At 58.9% G+C, this 22,044-nt stretch carries 16 protein-coding genes; 11 read left to right on the top strand and 5 right to left on the bottom strand.

The window, feature by feature from the left end; all coding sequences use genetic code 11:
• The first annotated feature begins 126 nt into the window (after positions 1 to 126).
• A complete protein-coding gene (locus tag HC231_RS14910) occupies positions 127 to 1,293 on the top strand; it encodes a pyridoxal phosphate-dependent aminotransferase (protein WP_208227397.1) in 1,167 nt (388 codons plus the stop codon).
• 221 nt (positions 1,294 to 1,514) lie between these two features.
• The gene (locus tag HC231_RS14905; protein ID WP_208227396.1) at positions 1,515 to 3,911 is read left to right on the top strand and encodes a glucose/quinate/shikimate family membrane-bound PQQ-dependent dehydrogenase; all 2,397 of its coding nucleotides are present in this window, start codon (positions 1,515 to 1,517) and stop codon (positions 3,909 to 3,911) included.
• Positions 3,912 to 4,116: 205 nt separating this feature from the next.
• Here HC231_RS14905 and HC231_RS14900 read toward each other — a convergent pair whose 3' ends face one another.
• Positions 4,117 to 5,697 (bottom strand): EAL domain-containing protein, encoded by a 1,581-nt coding sequence (locus HC231_RS14900; protein ID WP_208227395.1) that lies wholly within the window; start codon positions 5,695 to 5,697, stop codon positions 4,117 to 4,119.
• A gap of 372 nt (positions 5,698 to 6,069) precedes the next feature.
• Positions 6,070 to 7,569 (bottom strand): M81 family metallopeptidase, encoded by a 1,500-nt coding sequence (locus HC231_RS14895; protein WP_208227394.1) that lies wholly within the window; start codon positions 7,567 to 7,569, stop codon positions 6,070 to 6,072.
• 236 nt (positions 7,570 to 7,805) lie between these two features.
• On the opposite strand from HC231_RS14895, the gene HC231_RS14890 reads away from it, so the two are divergent.
• The 5 genes from HC231_RS14890 to HC231_RS14870 all read left to right on the top strand — a co-directional run bounded on the left by HC231_RS14890 (position 7,806) and on the right by HC231_RS14870 (position 14,492).
• Positions 7,806 to 9,398 carry an ABC transporter substrate-binding protein gene (locus HC231_RS14890; RefSeq protein WP_208227393.1) on the top strand — a complete coding sequence of 531 codons (1,593 nt, stop codon included), beginning with the start codon at positions 7,806 to 7,808 and terminating at the stop codon, positions 9,396 to 9,398.
• Between the two features lie 57 nt (positions 9,399 to 9,455).
• Positions 9,456 to 10,397 (top strand): ABC transporter permease, encoded by a 942-nt coding sequence (locus tag HC231_RS14885; RefSeq protein ID WP_208227391.1) that lies wholly within the window; start codon positions 9,456 to 9,458, stop codon positions 10,395 to 10,397.
• 19 nt (positions 10,398 to 10,416) lie between these two features.
• Positions 10,417 to 11,295: an ABC transporter permease gene (locus HC231_RS14880; RefSeq protein ID WP_246494521.1), complete on the top strand. Its 879-nt coding sequence runs from the start codon at positions 10,417 to 10,419 to the stop codon at positions 11,293 to 11,295.
• A 61-nt stretch (positions 11,296 to 11,356) separates the two neighbouring features.
• Entirely contained in the window at positions 11,357 to 13,033 is a 1,677-nt protein-coding gene (locus HC231_RS14875; protein ID WP_208227390.1) for a dipeptide ABC transporter ATP-binding protein, read from the top strand.
• A gap of 40 nt (positions 13,034 to 13,073) precedes the next feature.
• A complete protein-coding gene (locus HC231_RS14870) occupies positions 13,074 to 14,492 on the top strand; it encodes an amidase family protein (protein WP_208227389.1) in 1,419 nt (472 codons plus the stop codon).
• 15 nt (positions 14,493 to 14,507) lie between these two features.
• Here HC231_RS14870 and HC231_RS14865 read toward each other — a convergent pair whose 3' ends face one another.
• Entirely contained in the window at positions 14,508 to 15,200 is a 693-nt protein-coding gene (locus HC231_RS14865; protein ID WP_208227388.1) for a GntR family transcriptional regulator, read from the bottom strand.
• A gap of 132 nt (positions 15,201 to 15,332) precedes the next feature.
• On the opposite strand from HC231_RS14865, the gene HC231_RS14860 reads away from it, so the two are divergent.
• Both HC231_RS14860 and HC231_RS14855 read left to right on the top strand, forming a co-directional pair.
• Entirely contained in the window at positions 15,333 to 16,433 is a 1,101-nt protein-coding gene (locus HC231_RS14860; protein WP_208227387.1) for a phosphotransferase, read from the top strand.
• Entirely contained in the window at positions 16,426 to 17,787 is a 1,362-nt protein-coding gene (locus HC231_RS14855; protein ID WP_246494519.1) for an aspartate aminotransferase family protein, read from the top strand. The genes HC231_RS14860 and HC231_RS14855 overlap by 8 nt, the downstream gene beginning before the upstream one ends.
• Positions 17,788 to 17,912: 125 nt before the next feature.
• On the opposite strand, the gene HC231_RS14850 is transcribed toward HC231_RS14855, so the two are convergent.
• On the bottom strand, positions 17,913 to 18,179 hold the full coding sequence (locus tag HC231_RS14850) for a hypothetical protein (protein ID WP_208227386.1): 267 nt from the start codon (positions 18,177 to 18,179) through the stop codon (positions 17,913 to 17,915).
• 65 nt (positions 18,180 to 18,244) lie between these two features.
• Between HC231_RS14850 and HC231_RS14845 the strand changes: the two genes are divergently transcribed.
• Together HC231_RS14845 and eutR are read left to right on the top strand one after the other, a co-directional pair.
• Complete coding sequence (locus tag HC231_RS14845; protein ID WP_208227385.1) at positions 18,245 to 19,603, top strand: aldehyde dehydrogenase family protein; 1,359 nt, start codon at positions 18,245 to 18,247, stop codon at positions 19,601 to 19,603.
• 312 nt (positions 19,604 to 19,915) lie between these two features.
• On the top strand, positions 19,916 to 20,959 hold the full coding sequence (eutR, locus tag HC231_RS14840; protein WP_208227384.1) for an HTH-type transcriptional regulator EutR: 1,044 nt from the start codon (positions 19,916 to 19,918) through the stop codon (positions 20,957 to 20,959).
• A gap of 18 nt (positions 20,960 to 20,977) precedes the next feature.
• Here the strand turns inward: eutR and HC231_RS14835 are convergent, their stop codons facing one another.
• Complete coding sequence (locus tag HC231_RS14835) at positions 20,978 to 21,838, bottom strand: pirin family protein (protein ID WP_208227383.1); 861 nt, start codon at positions 21,836 to 21,838, stop codon at positions 20,978 to 20,980.
• Positions 21,839 to 22,044: the final 206 nt, after the last annotated feature.

The raw sequence follows: 22,044 nt of genomic DNA, 5'->3' as shown, positions 1-22,044 counted from the left end.
TGGCTTTTTTGTAGTGAAGTGTGAATATGTATTTCAATTTATTTAATGGTTAATTTTATATATGATTGGTACAGGAGTTGCTTAATGAATACCTGATGTTAATTAACAGGTAATGATGGGGTGTTCATGAGCGATATAAAAAATATTAATAGACAACGTAGAGATCTGTTTAAATATTCCGGCGCTATTCTGGGCGGCTTGGCATTAGGCGGATTGAGCAAAACGGCATTAGCCTCATCCATCGGCGGCGGGGCATCGGCGGATAATACCGCCCCTGCGTTAATACGTATTAATTATAATGAAAACCCGCTGGGGATGTCGCCCAAAGCGCAGGAAGCGGCGCGCCTGGCGATAGCCAAAGCTAACCGTTATCCTTATCAGGAACAGGGGCTGCTGCGCGATAAGATTGCCGCCATGCAAGGCGTTGATAAAAGCAATGTGCTGGTATTACAGGGCTCGTGCGAAGGTATTCGCTCCTGTTTTGAAGCGCTGGGGACGCCGGAAACCCAGCTCGTTATTCCTGAGTTAACCTATGAAGGCGGGCCTAAATACGCCAAAGTCATGGGAATGAATATTGTCCGCGTGCCCATGTCGCCGGGCTGGAAATTCGATGTCGCCGGGTTGAAAAAAGCCGTTGACGCATACGCCGGCCCTTCTATTGTTTATATCGTTAACCCGAACAATCCTACGGCAACCATTACTCCCGCCGATTTAATTGAACCCTGGATAAAAAGCAAACCGAAGGATACGTTATTTCTGGTGGATGAAGCCTACGCCGAATTTGTCAATGACGATACCTTCCGTTCGGTTGCCGGGTTAATCAGAGAAGGTTATGACAATATTGTTCTGCTGAAGACGTTTTCAAAAATATTCGCCATGGCGGGGATGCGCGTCGGTTATGCGATCGGAAACGCCGGGATGCTGAAAAAAATGGCGGATTACAATACCTCCGAATCATTAAACTATTGCGCTATCGAGGCGGCCAGCGTTTCGCTGGATGATAAAGAGTTTATCAGTTACAGCAAAAAGACCATTGATACCTCGCGCCAGATTTTAATTTCCGCATTGAAAAAGCTCGATCTTGAATATCTGCCTTCGGAAGCCAATTTCCTGTTTCACCGTATCAGTGTGCCTTTAGCCTCTTATCAGCAAAAAATGAAAGAGCATGGCGTAATAATCGGCAGGGCGTTCCCGCCGGCGACGGACTGGTGTCGTATCTCGATGGGAACGCCTGAGGAAATGGGCAGGTTTACCCAACTGATGTTTGATTTCAGAGAAAAAGGGTGGTTATAAACATCGCCCGTCTTCCGGCAGGGATTGAGGGGGACACACTCTTTCTTACATTTTCCCGATGACGGCGTCAGCGGCATGGTCGCCCGGTTTACAAGGCGTCGTCACCGGGTAAAACCGCATGTTGATAACTCCGGCGTAAATGGCCGGATAAAAAAAGGACATTTTAATAATTTGGCGTAACCTTTATCTGAGTCAATGTAAATTTCAGTAAGGTTAATGTTATGCAAAGTAAAGCAGGGATATCACGAATACTGATAATCATCACTGTTCTATTTTCCGCGTTGACCGGTCTATACCTGTTAATCGGCGGTATTTGGCTGGCCAAACTTCAGGGTTCATTGTATTACCTTATCGCCGGTCTGATTATGCTGGCGACCGCCTGGCTGCTGTATCGCCGGCGCGCCGTTGCGCTGTTGCTGTATGCGGCTTTTCTGCTCGGCACGACTATCTGGGCGCTGTGGGAAGTCGGGCCTGACTTTTGGGCGCTGACGCCGCGTCTGGACGTTACCTTCTTTTTCGGCCTGTGGATTACGCTGCCTTTTATTTACCGCAGCCTGACCGCGCAGAACGCATTAGCGCGCGGCGCGCTGAATGCCTCGCTGGCGATCGCCGTCATCGTGCTGGCCTATGCGATATTTAATGATCCGCAGGAGATCGATGGCAGTTTGAGCGCGGCCCAGACCGCCACGCCGGCCGGACAGGCCGCCAGCGGCATTCCCGACGATGATTGGCCCGCTTATGGCCGTACTCAGCAGGGCACGCGCTATTCGCCGCTGGCGCAGATTAACGATAAAAACGTCGGCCGGTTGCAGGAAGTCTGGCGGTTTCGCACCGGCGACCTGAAAAATGCCAACGATCCGGCGGAAATCACCGATGAGGTTACGCCGATCAAAATTGACGATACCCTTTACCTCTGTACGCCGCACCAGCGGTTGTTCGCGCTGGATGCGGTGACCGGGAAGGAGAAATGGCATTTTGATCCGCAGTTGGAAACCAACCCTTCATTCCAGCATGTCACCTGCCGCGGCGTTTCTTACCACCAAACGCCGCAGGCCGCGCAGGCTAATGCGTCCGGCGCCGAACCCGCGCTCTGTTCCCGGCGTATTCTGCTGCCGGTCAATGACGGCAACCTGTATGCGCTGGATGCGAAAAGCGGCGAACTGTGCCCCGACTTTGCCGAGCACGGTAAACTGAATCTGCAAAGCAATATGCCGTATGCCAAAGCCGGCGCCTATGAGCCGACGTCTCCGCCGATTGTGACCGACAAAGTGGTGATCATCGCCGGCGCGGTCACCGATAACTATTCCACCCGTGAACCTTCCGGCGTGATCCGCGGTTTTGATGTGAATAGCGGGAAGCTGCTGTGGGTATTCGATACCGGCAGCAAAGATCCGAATAAGATCCCGGAAGAAGGGCAGTTTTATACCCCCAACTCGCCTAACTCCTGGGCGCCGGCCGCCTATGACGCCGCGCTGGATTTAGTCTATCTGCCGATCGGCGTGGCGACGCCGGATATCTGGGGCGGTCATCGTACGCCGGAAATGGAACGCTTCGCCAGCGGTCTGCTGGCGCTGAATGCGACGACCGGCAAGCTGGCGTGGTTTTATCAGACGGTGCACCATGATTTATGGGATATGGACGTACCGGCGCAGCCAAGCCTGGCGGACATCACCGATAAGAACGGCGACAAGGTGCCGGTAGTGTATGTGCCGGCGAAAACCGGCAACATTTTCGTACTGGATCGCCGGACCGGCGAAACCGTAGTGCCCGCGCCGGAAACCCCAGTTCCGCAAGGCCCGGCCAAGGGCGATCGCCTTTCACCCACTCAGCCGTACTCCGAACTGACTTTCCGTCCGCAGCAGCCGCTGACCGGCAAGGATATGTGGGGGGCGACCATTTACGATCAGCTGGTTTGCCGCGTGATGTTCCACCAGTTGCGCTATGAAGGGCCGTTTACCCCGCCTTCCGAACAGGGCACGCTGGTTTTCCCCGGCAACCTGGGGATGTTTGAATGGGGCGGTATTTCGGTTGATACCGATCGCCAGATTGCCGTCGCCAACCCGATGGCGCTGCCGTTTGTTTCTCAACTGATTCCGCGCGGTCCGAATAACCCGGCGCAACCGGGCGAGGGAGAGAAAGGCGGCTCCGGTTCGGAATCCGGCGTTCAGCCGCAGTACGGCGTGCCATATGGCGTGAAATTGAATGCGTTCCTATCGCCGCTGGGCATTCCCTGTAAGCAGCCGGCCTGGGGCTATATCTCGGCCATCGATCTGAAAACCAATGATATCGTATGGAAAAAACGCATCGGCACCGTGCGTGACAGTTCGCCGCTGCCGTTGCCGTTCAAGGTCGGGATGCCGATGCTGGGCGCGCCCGTATCGACCGCCGGTAATGTATTCTTTATCGCGGCGACGGCGGATAACTACCTGCGCGCCTTCAACGTTACCAATGGCGAACAGCTGTGGGAAGCGCGTTTGCCGGCCGGCGGGCAGGCCACGCCAATGACCTATGCGGTCAACGGCAAGCAGTATGTGGTCATCGCCGCCGGCGGTCACGGTTCGTTCGGCACCAAACTCGGCGACTACATTATCGCCTATGCGTTGCCTGACGAAAAATAACCGGAAATCGGCCAATAACGGTTTACGGTTCCCGTCGCCATCCCCGCCTGCCGCCGCGGGGATGACGGGGTACGCTTCTTAGTCGTTCCCGCGCCGGCGGGAACCGGTTAATGACGGTTTACGGTTTCGGCGGGAGATCCCCGCCTACCGCTACCGCCGCGGGAATGACGGAGCATGCCGTTATTTTGTTTTTTCCCACCCAAGGTCACGATTCGCGCTTAACCGGGCGGACTCTACGACTTTGCAGCCAGGCCATCAATGCCTTGCTATCCATCGGACGGGCATACAGATACCCTTGTAAGTATTTGACGCCGTTTTGCTTCAGATAGCGGTATTCATGCCGGGTATTAACGCCTTCCGCCACCATATCCAGCGCCAGCCTATGGCTCAGGCCGATAATCGCATCAAGCACCGGCGTATCGTTGTGAGCCGAATCAATAGTGCCGACGAAGGCCTTATCAATCTTGAGATAATCCAGCGGAAACATCTGCAAATAGGATAAGGAGCAGTGACCGGTGCCAAAATCATCAACGGCGATGACGAACCCTTCCTGACGCAGAATGGCCAATTTCTCCACCACATCTTGCGTATTAGTGATAAGGCTGCGCTCGGTAAGCTCCAGGGTAATTCTCATCTTGTGCGGCGACAGCATGTCCGAAAGGCGGCGGATATCGTCCACAAAGTCGGGATGCTGAACATGCTCGGCCGCGATGTTCACTCCCAGATGAAAACCGGCGGGCACCCGCCAGTGTTTTACGTCGTCGGCCAGCAGTTTGAACATGTGGCGCGTCAGGGGAATGATTAAGCCTTCGGCTTCGGCGGAAGGGATAAACACATCCGGTCTGATGCTTCTGCCGCCGGGCCGATACCAGCGCATCAACGCCTCTACGCCGATGCAGCTGCGGGCCGCGATATCATAGATGGGTTGGTAATGTACGGCGAATTCGTTGCTGATCATGCCTTTGCGCAGTTCATCGCGCAGCGACATTTTGCGTTTCTGCCATGAGCGTATGATGGAGACGAATATCAGCGACAGAATCAGCGACAGCGGCAGGAAGGTGAAGAAGGCGCTCCGCCATGACTCGGTTATTTCAGCGGCGGCGACCGTCGCGCTGACTTTGATCGGGTAATGGGATGAGACGACCGTATCGGATATGGGCGAGATGATCGGGTTGTCGTCGGCAATATCCCGGCCTTCCCGAATCTCATAGCCGTCGCCGAACTGTATGGTCAGCAGATATTGCCGGGTATTTCCTATCGCGCTCATAAAGTCGATCAAATATTGCGCGTCGACAATGGCAAACGCGCCGAATGACGAAGCGCGTTGTTTGGCGAAGATGACGGCCGGCCGGCCCTGGACGCCCTTGGTTTCCGACAGTGAAATATTCCAATTCCCCGAGCTCGGTATTGGCAGCGAACATTGAATAATCGCCTTTAACGGCACGCGCTGGTTGCCGGAGACGGATGAGCAGTACATATCTCGTCCCTGCGTCAAACCCACCGAACGAAAATAGGGGGACAGCGTGCCTTGTTGTATCAGCGTCGGAGAAACCGCGTCGCAGGATTGGCCCTCGAACCCCATCAGGCTGTCGACCATTTCCCAGGCCTGGCGGCTGATCGATTCCGTCTGATGCACGATGACCAGGGTTGTGGCCTGCAAATCCTGTTTTACGTTTTGCCTTGCGATGATATAGCTGAAGATGATGCCCAGTAACGCGGGGAGTAACCAGGCCGCGAGAAGCAGAAACAGATTTCCGGGGGCGCGGTTATAATCGTTTTTTTCCATTACGTCTCTATTCTTTATTTCCCCGATATTGTGGGATTTTATTACGCCTACAATATACCCCCTTCATCTTTCAAGCCGCAGGCGCGTCGGCCGCGCTATGACTCGGTTCATTGCTGAGCCTCATCCGTAAAGAGACAACGCCTGGCGTTATTCAAAACGGCAACGTTTTGTCCTGCGTCTCGAAATTTATCGGGTATCCACGGAAGTGGTCTGAAATAGCCCTTCCGGGCAAAAAAGACCTTATTGATATTGTAGGAGTAAGTGTAGCACACGCATCAATATTTCCCGTTCAATCAAGGGCGTGACGCGGCATAATCCGCCGCATCGGCAGCGGCGGGCGCCGCGTTGACGGCGCCATTAGCAGGCAATAATTCAGCGCCGGGCTTTGAATGGCGTCCCCATCGGCATTAGGCGCTGACCGTCCGGCAGATGCCGCCAGGGCAGAGTGGTTAGATCCACCGGCATAAAGCCCGGCGCGGCGGCCACAATAATTTCCGTCGCAATGGCGGAAAAATCGGCCCGAAAATGCACCGCGCTTTTCACCACCAGAATATCCTGCTCGGTGGTTTCAATACCGGCGAAGCGAAACATGGACTGATCGGCCATTTGCGCCTTATAAGTGGATACCACCACCCGCACCTCGCCGATTTTTAGACAGGCGCTGGGGCCGAGATCCATATCGAAACCGCCGAAATAGGGGCCGGTGGCTTTGAAACGGCCGGACATAATACGTTCGATAAAGAAATCGGCGGCGAAGGGGCGATCGTCGCTCAGACCGGCATGGCCGCCCAGCGAAAGCGTGACGGTATTGCCGGCGCCGGCGGCGGCGATGGTTTGCATCGCGTCGGGATCCACCATCAGGCCAATGGCGGCCCGGCTAGCCTGATTGCGTATCAGCGCGCGCAGCATGCCGGTGGTGTCGGAGTCGCTGCCCGCGCCGGGGTTATCCTGGGCATCGGCTATCACGATCGGACGCAGGCCTTGCGATGCCTGCCTCATGGCATATTGCACCGCCTCGTCCGGCGTATAGGTTTTATCGCAGAACCGGGGTTCCGCCTTGCACACGGCGGCGAACAAGGTATCGGCCAGCCGTTCCGCCTGCGCCTGCTCCGGGGCATAGGCCCAGATGACCGGCGTACACTCGGCAAAATCCGCCGCCGGAAATCCCATGGTAAACGACAGATGCGTCTGCTCGGTTTCCAGCGACGCCAACTGTTGATAAAGCTCGCGGGCGGGCGACATATCGGTGCACTGCCAGCTGATGGGGATAAGAAACGGAATACGCCGAACGGCTTTAGCCGGCGGCCGGCCCGAAGCGATGCGGCGCGTGAGCAGATCATAGGCGCGCGCGCCGGTATCGGCCATATCCACATGGGGATAGGTGCGGAAGGCCGCCAGATAGTCGGCGTTATCCAGCATCGCCTGCGTCACGTTGGCATGCAGGTCAAGGCTGACCACAATGGGAACGGCCGCGCCCACCAGCGCTCTGACCCGACGCAGCAGCTCGCCCTCGCCGTCGTCGGCGTGTTCGGCCACCATCGCGCCGTGAAGATCCAGATAGACGGCGTCGACCGGCAGCGCCGTACGGATACCGTCCACAATCAGACCGGCGATGCGTTCGAAAGCATCGCGGGTGACCGGGCCGGAAGGACTGGCCGCCGCCCATACCGTCGGGATCGTTTCATCGCCGTGGGCCAGCGCCTGGGCGACGAAACCCGCCGCGGGAATATTCTTGCCGCTGATGGCGGGCCATACCGCGTCGCCCTGCGTCATTCCCGGCCAGCCGCCGCCTTGTTCGAACATCCGCCAGTCGGCGGGGCTAGGGGCGAACGTGTTGGTTTCATGCTCAAAACCGCCATATACGATACGCAATGTCTTCTCCTCGCTGTATTGGGAATACCTGTCTGAAACTTTCCGGGTTACTGCACCGCCCAGGTGCGCGCCGAGTGGCGAAGGCGGTTAAAAATGCACCAGCAGCGCGCAAGGCGCCGCGTTTAATCAGGTCTAAAAGCTGGAACGAAAATTGCTTGAATTATCATGTCGTCGATTGTCGACAACGTACTGTCAGAGAATAACGCCATTTCCATCAATTGATCCAGGAGCTTTACATGACCAGTTTAAAGTTACCGCTGCGGCGTTATGCCCGTTATGCGTTAATGGCCGCATCGCTAGGGTTCAGTTCGACAGTGGTTCAGGCCGAAACCATCAACGCCGTCATGCATGCCAGCCTGCGCGCGCTGGACCCCAATATCACCACCGCCTACATCGTGCGTGATTATGCTTACATGGTCTACGATACGTTGCTGGCGCTTGACGCCGACAATAAAGTCCAGCCGCAGATGGCGGAGAAGTGGGATGTGTCTCAGGACGGTAAAACCTACACCTTCGTGCTGCGCGACGGTCTTAAATGGCATGACGGCCAGCCGGTGACCGCCGAGGACTGCGTCGCTTCCATTCAGCGCTGGGCGCAGTTGGATAAACTGGGACAGGTGATGAACGGCCTGCTGGACAATATGCAGGTCATTGACGCCAAAAGTTTCTCCATGACCTTTAAACAACCCACCGCCATCGCGTTGCAGGCGTTGTCCAAACCGAGCGGCGTAGCGCCTTTTATCTTGCCGAAACGGCTTGCCGGCCAGCCGCCGGGGGAGCCGATCAAAGAGGCGATTGGCTCCGGCCCGTTTAAATTCGTCGCCAATGAATATCGTCCCGGCGTACAGGCGGTGTTTGAGAAATTCGCCGACTACGTTCCCCGCTCAGAGCCGGCCAACGGCCTGGCGGGCGGGAAAGCGGCGCATGTGGATCGGGTGAAATGGATCTCCATGCCGGACACCATGACCGCGGTTAATGCGTTGCTCTCCGGCGAAGTGGATTTCATCGAGGATTTACCGATGGATTTGCTGCCGATGCTGGAGAATAACGATGAGATCACGCTGACCGAATACAAACGGCAGGGCACCCAGAATGTCGCCCGCCTGAATTTCCTTCAACCGCCGTTCGATAACAAACTTATCCGGCAGGCGGCGCTGGCGGCGATGGATCAGGAATCGGTATTGCAGGCGCAAAGCGGCAATCCTAAGTATTACCACACCTGCGCGGCGTTCTTTGGCTGCGATACGCCCTACGCCAACGAAGCCGGCGCGGAAGATTTGGTAAAGGGCGATCCGGCCAAAGCCGCGGCGCTGCTGAAGGAAGGAAACTATGACGGCACGCCGATCGTTATCCTGCATGCGACCGACGTACAGTCGCTGGCGGCGATGCCGCCGGTGTTCGCCCAGTCGCTGCGTCAGGCCGGTTTTAACGTGCAGTTGCAGGCTATGGACTGGCAAACCGTCACCGTGCGCCGGGCTTCCAAAGAGAAGCCCGCCAACGGCGGCTGGCACATCTTCAGCACCTATAACACCATCGCCGATATTTCCGATCCGGTTGGCTCCATCACCGCGGCGGCCAACGGGCCGCAAGCCTGGTTCGGCTGGCCGGATATTCCGGCGGTTGAGGAACTGCGCCAGAAAATCGCGCTGAGCGCCAGCGACGATGAGAAAAAGCAGTATGCCGGCGAGATGCAGAAAATCCTGCTGGACGAAGCGGCGGCGATACCGCTGGGAGAGCGTTCCGTGGTCACGGCCCGCCGGGCCAATGTCAAGGATCAGGTGGATACCACGGTTCCCGTGTTCTGGAATATGACTAAAACCGGTAACTGAGTCTGTATGCCCGGCGCCGGCCGGGCATTTCGTTTCCGACACGACAGGTAACTCACTATGCCAAGATTCATTCTGCAACGCCTGGCGGCGACGCTGCCGGTACTGTGTATCGTCGCGGTTATCGTCTTTATGCTGCTGCGCGTTACCTCTGGCGATCCGGCGCTGATTCTGGCCGGAGACAGCGCCACCCCCGAACAGTTGGAAAACATCCGCGCCGCCATGGGGCTGGATAAGCCGATGCTGCAACAGTTTCTTATCTGGGCGGGCGGACTGCTGCGCGGCGATTTGGGCGTATCGCTTATCTCCGGCACGCCGGTATCGTCAATGATCGCCGATCGCTTCGGCCCGTCGCTGGCGCTGTGTCTGTCCACCATCGTATTGGCTATCGCCGTGGCTATCCCGCTGGGGATTGTGGCCGCCTGGCAGCAGGGAAAATCCCTGGATCGTTTGATCATGGCCGGTTCGGTGATCGGTTTTTCGGTGCCGGTGTTCATTTTTGGCTACACCCTGATCCTGGTCTTCTCCCGCTGGCTCGGCTGGCTGCCGGTGCAGGGATACCGTCCGCCGGCCGAAGGGCTGTGGCCGTTTTTCGAACGGCTGATTTTACCGACGCTGGCGCTGAGCACGGCCTACATCGCGCTGATCGCCCGCATCGTGCGTACCAGCGTGATTGAAGTGATGGGGGAGGATTTTATCCGCACCGCGCGCGCCAAAGGCCTGAAAGAGAGCGGCGTGCTGATCCACCATGCGCTGCGCAACGCCGCGGTGCCGATCGTCACCATCATCGGCGTCAGCATCGCCATGCTGATCGGCGGCGTGGTGGTCACCGAGTCGGTGTTCAATATCCCAGGATTGGGGCGGCTGGTGCTGGAGTCGGTACAGGCGCGCGACTATCCCATTATTCAGGCGCTGATTCTGATCTTCTCCGCGCTGTATATCGTGATCAATCTGGTTATCGATCTGCTCTATGCCCTGATTGATCCCCGTATCCGTTACTGAGCCGAACAGGAGATTGACGATGAGTTCAGAGACCGCGATTGTTTCGTCCGCATCGCCGGGCGGGTTGTCCGCCCAGATTCGCGCCAGCCTGATGACCTGGCCGGTGATGCTGGGATGCACCGTACTGCTGCTGGTTGTCGCGCTGGCGCTGCTGGCCCCCTGGATTAGCAGCTACAGCCCGATTGACATCGATCCCTCTCAGCGGCTCAAGCCGCCCTCGGCGCTGCACTGGCTGGGGACCGACGCGCTGGGGCGCGATATTTTCGCCCGCGTGGCGTACGGCGGCCGCCAGTCGCTGGTGGTGGGATTGGGCGCGGTGTGCATCAGCGTCGTTATCGGGCTGGCGATTGGCGTCGTCGCCGGTTATTTCCGGCTGGTGGACGCCATAGCGATGCGCATTATGGACGGCCTGATGGCCATTCCCGGCATTTTATTGGCGATTGCGCTGGTTTCCCTGTCGGGAGCCAGTCTGTTTACGGTGCTGGTGGCGATCTCCATTCCCGAAATTCCGCGCGTGGTGCGGATGGTGCGCAGCGTCATTATGGGCGTGCGCAGCGAGTCCTACGTGGAGGCGGCGACGATTCTCGGCACGCCGGCGCCGGTCATTATGTGGCGGCATATGATGCCGTCCACGGTGGCGCCGCTGATCGTGCAGGGAACCTATATCTTCGCTTCCGCCATTCTGACCGAAGCGATTCTGAGCTTCCTCGGCGCCGGCATCCCGCCGGAGATCCCGTCGTGGGGCAATATTATGGCCGATGGCCGGGTCTATTTCATGATGTTGCCGGGCATGATCCTCTATCCGGGGATCCTGGTTTCATTGACGGTGCTGAGCGTGAATGTGTTGGGGGACGCGGTGCGCGATGCGCTCGATCCCCGTATGGCGAAACGGCTGTAACGGAAACGGCGGTTACGGCTCAAGTTTATAACGACGCATGTTTACAACGACGGGAGAACCCATGTCGCAAATTCAATCCTCTGAGGCGGAGCAAGACCGTAGTCCGGTGCTGAGCGTACAGTCGGTCACCGTGAAAACCGGCGCAGCGGGCGAAGGACGAGCGGTGGTGGAGAACGTGTCCTATCAGGTTTACGCCGGTGAGACGGTCTGCGTCGTCGGCGAGTCCGGTTCAGGAAAATCGGTAACGTCGCTGGCTATTATGGGGCTGCTGCCCGCCGGCGCGTTGACCGTCACCGGCGGCGCTATTCTGGTGAACGGCGAGGATGTGGTGAAAGCCGCGCCTTCGCGCCTGCGTCAACTGCGGGCGTCCACGATCGGCATGGTGTTTCAGGAGCCGATGACGGCGCTGAACCCGGTGCAGAGCGTGGGCAAGCAGATCGATGAGGTGCTGCGTATTCACACCCGGCTGTCGGGGCATGAGCGTAAAGGCCGGATTATGGCGATGCTGACCTCGGTTCATCTGCCGGACGTTGAGCGTATTTATCACAGCTACCCGCATCAACTGTCGGGCGGACAGCGCCAGCGTATCGTTATCGCAATGGCGCTGATTCTTAAACCGCGGCTGCTGATCTGCGATGAACCGACCACCGCGCTGGATGTCACCACGCAGAAGCAGATCCTGACGCTGATTAAAGAGTTGCAGCGCAGCCAGCAGACGGCGGTGGTGTTTATCACCCACGATTTTGGCGTGGTGTCGGAGATTGCCGATCGTATCGTGGTGATGAACCGCGGCGCGCTGGTGGAAAGCGGCAGCCGCGACGACATTCTGGTCCGGCCCGCGCAGGACTACACCCGTATGCTGGTTTCCTCGGTGCCCAGCCTGCTGCCCCGGCATACCGCCCGTCCGGACACGGCGGTGGCCATCGAAGTGGCGGGGCTGGATAAAGTTTACGAAGAGAAAAAATTCATGGGAACCACCCGGCGCGTGGTGGCGGCCAATAACGTCAGCTTCCGCATTCGCCGCGGCGAAGTGCTCGGCGTCGTGGGCGAATCCGGTTCCGGCAAATCTTCGGTGGCGCGCTGTCTGGTGCGGTTACAGGAACCGACCGGCGGCAGCATTATGTTGGGCAAAGCCGATTTGGTGAAAACCCGCGCCGGGGAGATGCGCGCGCTGCGGCGCAAAATACAGTTTATCTTTCAGGATCCCTATCGCTCGCTTAATCCGCGCCGCACGGTGGGGGATTCGCTGATCGAGGGGTTGATCAATTTCGGCGTATCCCGCCGGCAGGCGCTGGAGACGGCCGCCAACGCCTTAACGCTGGTGGGAATGTCGGCGGATATCATGTCACGTTATCCCCATCAGTTTTCCGGCGGCCAGCGCCAGCGGCTGTGCATCGCCCGCGCGGTGGTGATGGAGCCGGACGTACTGGTGGCGGATGAAGCGGTTTCGGCGCTGGATGTCTCGGTGCAGGCGCAGGTGCTGGCTCTGCTGGAGGAGATTCGCCAGCGCACCGGCGTCGCCATCCTGTTTATCACTCACGATCTGCGGGTGGCGGCGCAAATCTGCCACTCCATCGTGGTGATGAAAAAGGGAGAGATCGTCGAAGCCGGCGATGCCGTCAGGGTACTGAGCCAGCCCAGCCACAGCTATACGCGCGCGCTGATTGACGCGGCTCCCGGACGGGATTGGGATTTTCAGAATTTCTGTCCGGCGGGCGCGTCAGCCGCAGTCTGCTGATGTCTCCGATGCTTTTCTGCGATGAAACAAGGAAACCTGTATGAAAGATATACCCGAACTGTGGCAACTGTCGGCGAACGAAATCGCCAGCTTGATTCAACTGCGCGACATTAGCGCCAGAGACGTCGCGCAAGCCTGTCTGCAACGTTTGGAGGATGCGAATCCCGCCATCAATGCGGTGGTGGATTATCGCCCGGAAGATACGCTGGCGCAGGCGCGCGAAGTGGACAGAAAGCTGGCCGCCGGCGAGGATGCCGGGCCGCTGGCCGGGGTGCCGGTTACGATTAAAGTCAACGTGGACCAAACCGGCTATGCCAATACCAACGGCCTGAAAGCGCAAAAAAATCTGATCGCCGCCCGCAATAATCCGGTGGTTTCCAGCCTGCTGGCGGCCGGGGCGCTGACCGTCGGGCGCACCAACACGCCGGCGTTCAGCTATCGCTGGTTTACCAACAACCAGTTGCACGGCGCCACGTTGAATCCGCGCAATGCCGCCCTAACGCCGGGCGGATCGTCCGGCGGCGCGGCCGCTTCGGTGGCGGCGGGGATAGCCGCCATCGGCCACGGTACGGATATCGCCGGTTCAATTCGCTATCCGGCCTATGCCTGCGGGGTTCACGGCCTGCGCCCGTCGTTCGGCCGTATCGCCGCTTATAACGCCTCCGGCGCCGAGCGCACCATCGGCGGGCAGATTATGGCGGTGTCCGGGCCGATAGCGCGCAGCGTGGCGGATTTATCGCTGGCGCTAAAGGCGATGTCGGTGGGCAGCGCCGACGATCCCTGGTGGGTGCCGGCGCCGCTCAACGGCCCGGATATGCCGCGCCGCGCCGCGGTTTGTCTGCGCCCCGACGGCATCGACACCGCGCCGGAAATTTGTCAGGCTCTGCTGGAATCGGCTGACAAGCTGCGCGACGCGGGCTGGATCGTCGATGAAGTGGATGAACTGGTCTCGCTGGAAGAGGCGGTCGCGATCCAGATTACGCTGTGGATGGGCGACGGCTATGACGGCATGGTCGCGGCGGCGGAGCAGGAGGGCGATCCCGGCGCTATCACCGCATTGGCCGGACAAAAGGCGATCGCCGAGCAGATCGGCATTACGGATTTCTCCCGCGCGCTGTCGCGGCGGCTGGGGATTGCCCGTGAATGGGCCGCCTTCCTACAAGAGTATCCGGTTGTGCTGCTGCCGGTCAGCGCATCGCTGCCTTTCGCCAACGATCTGGATTTGCAGGGGGAGGAAGCCTATCAATACGTCTGGCGTTCGCAGTTGCCGATGATCGGCCTGCCGGTCACCGGTCTGCCCGCGCTGAGCCTGTGCACCGGTTATCTGCCCGACCAAACCCCATTGGGCATACAGATAGTGGCGGGGCGCTTTCGCGAGGATCTGTGTCTGGCGGCGGGGGCCGATATCGAAGCGCGCACTCCCCGTTTGCCGATAGCCGGCGTCGCGTCTGACGATTAAGCCATATAGGGCGCGTCAGCCGGCGGCGTCCGGGGAACTTTGCCGGCGCAGCCACTCGGACAGCCGCTTTCCTTCGGTTTCGTTGTGCAGCCAGGCTTCCTGCGAGGCGCGCTGTCCGTCGCCCGCCAGCAGCGCTTCCACCATCGGCGCGTGCTGGGAAAGGATATCGGAAGGGCCGTCGGAGGCGTAGGCATTGCTGGTTGCGATGTAGAGACGAACCTGCTGCTCCACCAGTTTGTACTGATGCGCCAGCCGGGTGTGCCCCGCGGCGTCGACGATGGCTCGGTGCAGATTCATGTCGCTTTCGCTGATGTCGTCCATATCGCCCGCCGCGCAATCGTCCCGTAGCCGCTGGTAGGCCAGCTCAATGGTTTTGCGCCGCGCCGGGGAGTCCTGTTCCGCCGCCAGCCTGGCCGCCAGCCCTTCCAGACTGCCGCGCAGCGTCCACAGCTCCCAGACGTCTTGGATGGACAGCGAGGTGACTTCCCAACCGGTATAGGGAATTTGCACCAGAATGCCTTCTCCCGATAAGCGCTGGAAGGCGCTCCTGACGGTCGCCCGGCCCACGCCAAGCTGTTCGGCCAGCGCGGTTTCGGTGAGCCGATCGCCCGGCCTGACCGCGCCGGAGAGAATGTAGCTGCGCAGGCTGTCGGTGGTTTGGCTTTCTATCGAACTTTTGGTCAGCGGTTTTAACTGGGAGTTTTTCATTATCGGCGCATCGGGAATCAGTGATAACCAAATTATATAGGTGGGAATTGGCGATTGTCGACTCTCCGCTTGCTTTATCACGCCTTATTGTCGACAATCGGCAATGTAGGATTCAATACGGAATAACGGGCTATGGCGACACACTCCGATGACATTGCTATCACGCTGGCGGGCAACGATTTAGCCGCCGAATTCATCAGCATGGGGGATGACGAAGCGTTGCGGCTTGCCCGTCATCACTTTGGCATAGAGGGGCAGGTCAGACGTCTGGCCACCGAAAAGGATGATACGTTCCGGCTGACGGATATGGCCGGACGGCACTATATTCTGAAGGTCGCCAATCCCGCCGAACCGGCGGAAGAGATCGCGCTACAGACGGATCTGTTGAATTATCTGCAACAGGCGGACAGCCGTTTGCCGGTGCCCGCGGTTATTCCCGACGCGCAGGGCCGCGCTATGGCGGAGATAACGGACGGCGCGGGCCAGCGGCGATGCGCGCGGCTGTTAACCTATCTGGACGGGACGCCGCTGGATAGCGTGGCCGCGTCGGCCCGGCAGCGGGAGCAGGTGGGAAAGACGCTGGCCCGGCTGCGGCTGGCGATGGCGGGCTTCGAACATCCGGCGGCTCGCCGCGCGCTGTTATGGGACGTGAAACGTCTGGCGAGCCTGCAACCGCTGCTGGCGACGGTGGAGGATAGCGGGCGCAGGCGGCTTTTGGAACGCGGCATGGCGCGCTTTCTGCGTTTTTCGGATCGTATCCGGGCGTTGCGCTGCCAGGTATTGCATAATGATTTCAGCCAGTCGAATATTATCGTTGATCCCGGCCGCCGCGATTTCGTCACCGGCATCATTGATTTCGGCGATACGGTGTATACCGCGGTAGCCGTTGACGTATCCACCGCATTGCTCAATCAGCTGCCGCGGGATGCCGCCGACAACCCGCCCGACGACCTGTTCGCCGCCGGCCGCGATCTGCTGCGCGGCTATCTGCGTCAGGCGTCGCTTAGCCGCGAAGAACTGGCGCTGTTGCCCCATCTGGTGATGGGGCGGGTGATTGCACGGGCGCTGATTACGCTATGGCGGGCGCAGCGTTTTCCCGACAACGCCCGGTATATTCTGCGCAATACGGAGCCGGGGTGGGGGCAGTTGGCCTGGCTGTTGGACCGGCCCAGCGACACGCTTGCGCAAACTTTTATGTCGATGATCCCGTATTCAGGAGAACACCATGACTGATTCCCATGTCCGCCGCGGTAAAATGGTCAACGCTTTTAATCCCGACGATCTTGATCATCTGGATGCCGCCGACCGCGCCGCCATCGAGCGGCGTATCCGGCTGCTCGGCCCGGCCTATCGCCTTTTTTACCAGCATCCGGTGGAGGTGAGCCGCGCCCAGGGCGTGCGACTGTACGACCGCAACGGCAATGAGTATCTGGATGCCTACAATAACGTCGTTTCGGTGGGACATGCGAATCCGAAAGTCGCCGACGCCGTTAGCAACCAGATGCGGCGGCTTTGCTCCCATACCCGCTATATTCAGGACGGCATTCTGGATTTTGCCGAGCAGTTGCTGCCGACGTTCGGCGGACGGATAGCGGAGCAGGGCCATATGATGTTCACCTGCACCGGATCTGAGGCCAACGATCTGGCCTTGCGCATCGCCCGGCATTATACCGGGCGGCAGGGGGTGATCATCACCTCTGAGGCCTATCACGGCAACTCTTTCCTTACCGCCGGCATCTCGCCGTCGCTGGGCGTTCATTCGGCGCTTGGCGCCTGGGTGCGCCGCGTGCCGGCGCCGGATTCCTACCGTCTCTCCCGCGCGGAGATGGGGCAGCGGATGGCGGCGCAGGTGGCCGCGCAGATCGACGAATTACAGCGACATGGCGAAGGGCTGGCGGCGTTTATCGCCGATTCGGCCTTTTCGTCCGATGGCATCTATACCGATCCTACCGACCTGCTGGCGCCGGTGGCGGAGGTGGTGCGCAAGGCCGGCGGGTTGTTTATCGCCGACGAGGTGCAATCCGGTTTCGCCCGCACCGGCGAGAAGCTGTGGGGCTTTCAGCGTCACGGCATCGATCCGGATATCATTACCATGGGCAAACCGATGGGCAATGGTTATCCGGTGGCGGCGGTGGCCGTCACCCACGAAGCCGTCGAACGTTTCGGCCGCGACCAGCGCTACTTCAATACGTTCGGCGGCAACTCGGTGGCTATTGCCGCCGCACAGGCAACGTTTGACGTGATCCGCGATGAAGGATTGCAGGAAAACTCCCTCCGGGTCGGGCGTTTTATCCGCGACGGTGTGCGCGAACTGGCCCGGCGCTATCCGCAGATTGGCGACGTGCGGGGAAGCGGGCTGTACATCGGCGTTGAGATGGTCAGCGATCCGCAGCAGAAAACCCCGGACGCGCAATTGGCGGCGGCGATTGTCAACGGACTGCGCGAGCGCCGGGTGCTGATCTCGGCGACGGGATTCTCGGCGAACATACTGAAAATTCGTCCGCCGCTGGTCTTTTCGCAAAGTGATGCCGAGCAACTGCTCGGCGAAATGGAAACCGTGCTGGCGCAGTTGCTGAGCGCGGCGTAGGCCCGCAGCGGCCATCGCCGCGCGCATCGGGCGATGACGCGGCATGGTTTTTATCGGGCGATCGCGCCGATCGCCCTTCTTAACGCCCCTCATCCATCAGACCATCGGCGGTTAAACGCCGTTATTTAAGTGATCCACTTCAATCTTTCATTCCCCTTGCCGAAATTTGCTATTTCCTTTTGCAAATCGTTGCCAGAATCGCTTTCAAGGCAATGAGGAAACGTGATGAAACGGAACGGATTCTTCAGGCGTTCATTCAGCAGGCCGATTACGTTGATGTTTCTCATGGCCTGCCCGGACGGTGCACGGCAAGCCGTTTCCCGCCAGGAATGGCGTGTTTTAACGGCGTGCGGTCTGGGCGATGTCGTAAGAGGACGCGAGTTAATCAACATCCGTACTTTTCGCCGTCCACGGTTGGAATAAACGGCATAACCGCATAACTAAGAGGAAAGTGAGTATGGAACAGTTAATGACCGAAAAAGCAGCGCATGTACCGCAGGCCGGCGTGTTCGACTCGCTGGACGATGCGGTATACGCTGCGACGATGGCGCAGAAGATGCTGAACAGCATGGCTTTGCGTCAGCGGGTGATTGATGCCATTCGCCAGACCGGGGAGCGTTATGCGCAGGTGCTGGCCGAGATGGCCGTCGCCGAAACAGGAATGGGCCGGGTCATCGATAAATATACTAAGAACGTGTCTCAGGCGCGCTGCACGCCGGGGCTGGAGTGCCTGGCCGCGGAAGTGCTGACCGGCGACAACGGGTTGACCCTGATTGAAAATGCGCCCTGGGGCGTGGTGGCCTCGGTCACGCCTTCCACCAACCCGGCCGCGACGGTGATTAATAACGCCATCAGCATGATCGCCGCCGGCAACAGCGTGGTATTCGCGCCGCATCCGTCGGCGAAAAAAGTCTCCCTGCATGCGATCAACCTGCTGAACAGGGCTATCGTGGCGGCCGGCGGCCCGGAAAATCTGCTGGTCAGCGTGGCGAATCCCGATATCGAAACCGCGCAACGGTTGTTTAAATATCCCGGAATCGGCCTGTTGGTGGTGACCGGCGGCGAAGCGGTGGTGGAAGCGGCGCGTAAGCACACCGATAAGCGTCTAATCGCCGCGGGCGCGGGCAATCCTCCGGTCGTGGTGGATGAAACGGCGGATATTGCGCGGGCCGCCCGTTCTATCGTGCGCGGCGCGTCTTTTGATAACAACATCATCTGCGCCGATGAAAAAGTGCTGATTGTGGTAGAGAGCGTGGCGGATGCGTTGTTGACGGAAATGCAGCGCTATCAGGCGGTATTGTTGAGCGACAGCGAAGTAGGGCAGTTGCTGCCGATGCTGTTGACGGATATCGACGAAAACGGCAAGGGCGTGGTCAGCCGTGAATGGGTGGGGCGCGATGCGGCGAAAATCGCGCAGGGCATCGGCCTGCATGTCGGCGAACAAACGCGCCTGCTGCTGGCGGAAACCGACGCCGCGCATCCGTTCGCCGTCACCGAGATGATGATGCCGGTATTGCCGGTCGTGCGCGCCAAAAACGTGAAGGAAGCCATTGATTTGGCGGTGAAGCTGGAAGGCGGCCGCCATCATACCGCCGCGATTCACTCTACGAATGTCAACAATATGCATAGTATGGCGAGCATCATTGATACCAGCATCTTCGTGAAGAACGGCCCCTGCATCGCCGGTCTGGGATTGGGCGGCGAAGGCTGTACTTCAATGACCATATCAACGCCGACCGGGGAAGGCGTAACCTCGGCCAGTACCTTCGTCCGCCGCCGCCGCTGTGTGATGGTGGATATGTTCCGTATCGTGTGAGGCGTTAGACGAGGAACGCCGCGGCCGGCATATTGCAGGCCGCGGCCACCGGGCCTCTGGCCGTTAATGGCTCCAATCCTCCTGCCGCGGATTGGGGCCGCGCCCCGAAAGGGGGAGGCGGGCCAAACGGCCGGCGGGCCGCCGCGGCGGCAAAGCGCATCGGGCGTTGGTCAGGCGGCGCCGATGGTGCGAGGGTATCGTCGGCGTCACGTTAATTCGCCCGAATATGACATAGAGTATCGTTATCCATGCCGGATAGCGGCGGTCGGCAATGTTGTGGATATCGTTACGGTAATTGTCGAGGAGCGTGCGATGACTAAAAAACGCCCCAATCTGCATTCTCTCGATGCCATGAATTATCCCTCGGAAATAAAACTGGCATCGTTGACCGAGGATGAGAACGTACATCAGCATCATACGCAGGATGTCTACGCGCAATCCTGCGCCATTACGGCGTGGCAGCAGCTTTACGATCAGGTTCATCCTGGGCATTTCCGGGGCGAATTGACGGAGTTGCTGTTCGACGGCATTCAATTCTGCCATGAATACACCAATCTGGCGTTGCGACAATCCTGCATGGTGTGGCCGGAGGCGTTTTGGCTGGGGAGCCCCGTCGCGCGCGGCGATATGGGATCCATCGGTTCACAGCCCATTGACGAACGAAGTATCGCGCTGAGCCCCGGCGGTAAAGAGTTCGAGCTGAATACGCCGAACGAGTATGCGATCCTGGGCGTCGTAATTTCGTATGAGGTGCTGCTTAAGCATACCGGAATGCTGGCGGAGCAGGAGCAGTTCTTCCGGCTGCTGAAAGAGCCGTCGGCTCTGATGGTGGAACGCGGCCGAAAAGCGGCGCTGTGGTCTTTCATCCATCAGGCGTTGTGGTATGGCAGTCACGATCCGCAAGGGATGCGGAGCGCCGGCGCCAGCAAGGTGTTGAACGATAATCTGCTGACGGCGGTGGTGGATTTGCTGGAAAGCGCCTATCCGGCGCCTTCCCAGACAACCGACCGGCGCATCGGCTACCGGCGGCTGGTGACGCGCGCGCGCGAATACGCCCTGAGCCGGATGTCGGAGCCGGTAACGGTTCCCGATCTGTGCCGGGAACTGTTCGTTAGCCGCCGGACGCTGCAGAATGCCTTCTGCGAGGTGCTGGGCGCGGGACCGAATGCCTGGCTGAAAATGATTCGGCTTAATGCGGTGCGCCGCGAGCTGATCAGCCCGTTTTCCCGTTGTGAGACGGTAAAGGACGCGGCGATGCAGTGGGGCTTCTGGCATTTAAGCCAGTTCGCCAACGATTATCAGCGGTTGTTCAGCGAGAAGCCGTCGGCGACGCTGCGTATGCGTTTAGGTCATTGACGATAAATCCGCAGCGCCTCAGAGTGTAACCTTGCCAAATGCGCCCGACTGATAGTCGCGAATGGCCTGGGAGATCTCCTCTCGCGTATTCATCACAAAAGGACCGTGCGAGACCACCGGTTCATTTAACGGGGCGGCGTGTCCATACAGGATCACGGCATCGGTGAACGCCGTGATGCCGACCTCATCGCCATCATCGTTCAGTTCAATCAAATGCTGGGGATTGAGCGGTACGCCGTCGATGGCAAGATTTCCCCGGACCGTATATAAAAACACGTTGCGTCCCTGCGGCGCGGGCAATGATATTTTGCCGCCGGGCTTCATGGCGACCGTCATCAGCGAGACATCGGTCAACGAGGCGATCGGCCCCGTTGTTCCCGCGAATTGGCCTGAAACCAAATCGACCTTTACCCGTCCGTCGTCAAGCGAGATTGCGGGGATCTGCTCTTTCTGTAGCCCGCTATAGGCCGGTTTGGTCATTTTCAGCCGGGCAGGCAGATTAACCCACAGTTGCAGGATCTCCAGCGGTCCGCCGTTTTGTTTAAACGACGCGGGGGAGAGCTCCGCGTGCACCAAGCCGGAACCGGCGGTCATCCACTGTACGCCCCCGGCGCTGATGATATTTTCATGACCGCCGCTATCAAGATGGGACAGTTCGCCGTCGAGAATGAAGGTAACCGTTTCGAAACCGCGATGAGGATGCGGGCCAAACGGCAGGCCGGCGTTATGCGGCGGATACACCTGGGGACCGTGATGGTTCAAAAACAGGAAAGGATCGATTTGCTCAACCTTGGGGCCGGGAAGCGGCCGCACCGTCGATAGATCGGCAATATCATCTCTATGCGCGGGGTGCTGGAATTTAATCGTTCTGCTGGTCATTTGGGATCCCCATAAGGTTTATGGCTCGGCGGTTAACGCATGGATATTCGTTTCGTGAAACCAGTCACATTAGAATAGCAGCCTATATCATGCTCTGTTCAAGATAACGCCTCTGTTATGTCAAAACTACATAATCAGGCGACAGCGATAAATGCACTTTGATTGCTTTCACATTTCATGCGGCGCAATCCCGCTATAGTGTCGAT

It is taken from the genome of Brenneria izadpanahii (assembly GCF_017569925.1).
GTDB lineage: Bacteria > Pseudomonadota > Gammaproteobacteria > Enterobacterales > Enterobacteriaceae > Brenneria > Brenneria izadpanahii.
This window is presented reverse-complemented; position numbering and strand designations above follow the sequence as displayed.

Excerpts from the sequence above, each read along its gene's own strand:
- HC231_RS14910 (WP_208227397.1), top strand. The coding sequence starts at position 127 with ATGAGCGATATAAAAAATATTAATAGACAACGTAGAGATCTGTTTAAA.
- HC231_RS14905 (WP_208227396.1), top strand. The coding sequence starts at position 1,515 with ATGCAAAGTAAAGCAGGGATATCACGAATACTGATAATCATCACTGTT.
- HC231_RS14900 (WP_208227395.1), bottom strand. The coding sequence starts at position 5,697 with ATGGAAAAAAACGATTATAACCGCGCCCCCGGAAATCTGTTTCTGCTT.
- HC231_RS14890 (WP_208227393.1), top strand. The coding sequence starts at position 7,806 with ATGACCAGTTTAAAGTTACCGCTGCGGCGTTATGCCCGTTATGCGTTA.
- HC231_RS14885 (WP_208227391.1), top strand. The coding sequence starts at position 9,456 with ATGCCAAGATTCATTCTGCAACGCCTGGCGGCGACGCTGCCGGTACTG.
- HC231_RS14880 (WP_246494521.1), top strand. The coding sequence starts at position 10,417 with ATGAGTTCAGAGACCGCGATTGTTTCGTCCGCATCGCCGGGCGGGTTG.
- HC231_RS14875 (WP_208227390.1), top strand. The coding sequence starts at position 11,357 with ATGTCGCAAATTCAATCCTCTGAGGCGGAGCAAGACCGTAGTCCGGTG.
- HC231_RS14870 (WP_208227389.1), top strand. The coding sequence starts at position 13,074 with ATGAAAGATATACCCGAACTGTGGCAACTGTCGGCGAACGAAATCGCC.
- HC231_RS14865 (WP_208227388.1), bottom strand. The coding sequence starts at position 15,200 with ATGAAAAACTCCCAGTTAAAACCGCTGACCAAAAGTTCGATAGAAAGC.
- HC231_RS14860 (WP_208227387.1), top strand. The coding sequence starts at position 15,333 with ATGGCGACACACTCCGATGACATTGCTATCACGCTGGCGGGCAACGAT.
- HC231_RS14855 (WP_246494519.1), top strand. The coding sequence starts at position 16,426 with ATGACTGATTCCCATGTCCGCCGCGGTAAAATGGTCAACGCTTTTAAT.
- HC231_RS14850 (WP_208227386.1), bottom strand. The coding sequence starts at position 18,179 with ATGTTGATTAACTCGCGTCCTCTTACGACATCGCCCAGACCGCACGCC.
- HC231_RS14845 (WP_208227385.1), top strand. The coding sequence starts at position 18,245 with ATGGAACAGTTAATGACCGAAAAAGCAGCGCATGTACCGCAGGCCGGC.
- eutR (WP_208227384.1), top strand. The coding sequence starts at position 19,916 with ATGACTAAAAAACGCCCCAATCTGCATTCTCTCGATGCCATGAATTAT.
- HC231_RS14835 (WP_208227383.1), bottom strand. The coding sequence starts at position 21,838 with ATGACCAGCAGAACGATTAAATTCCAGCACCCCGCGCATAGAGATGAT.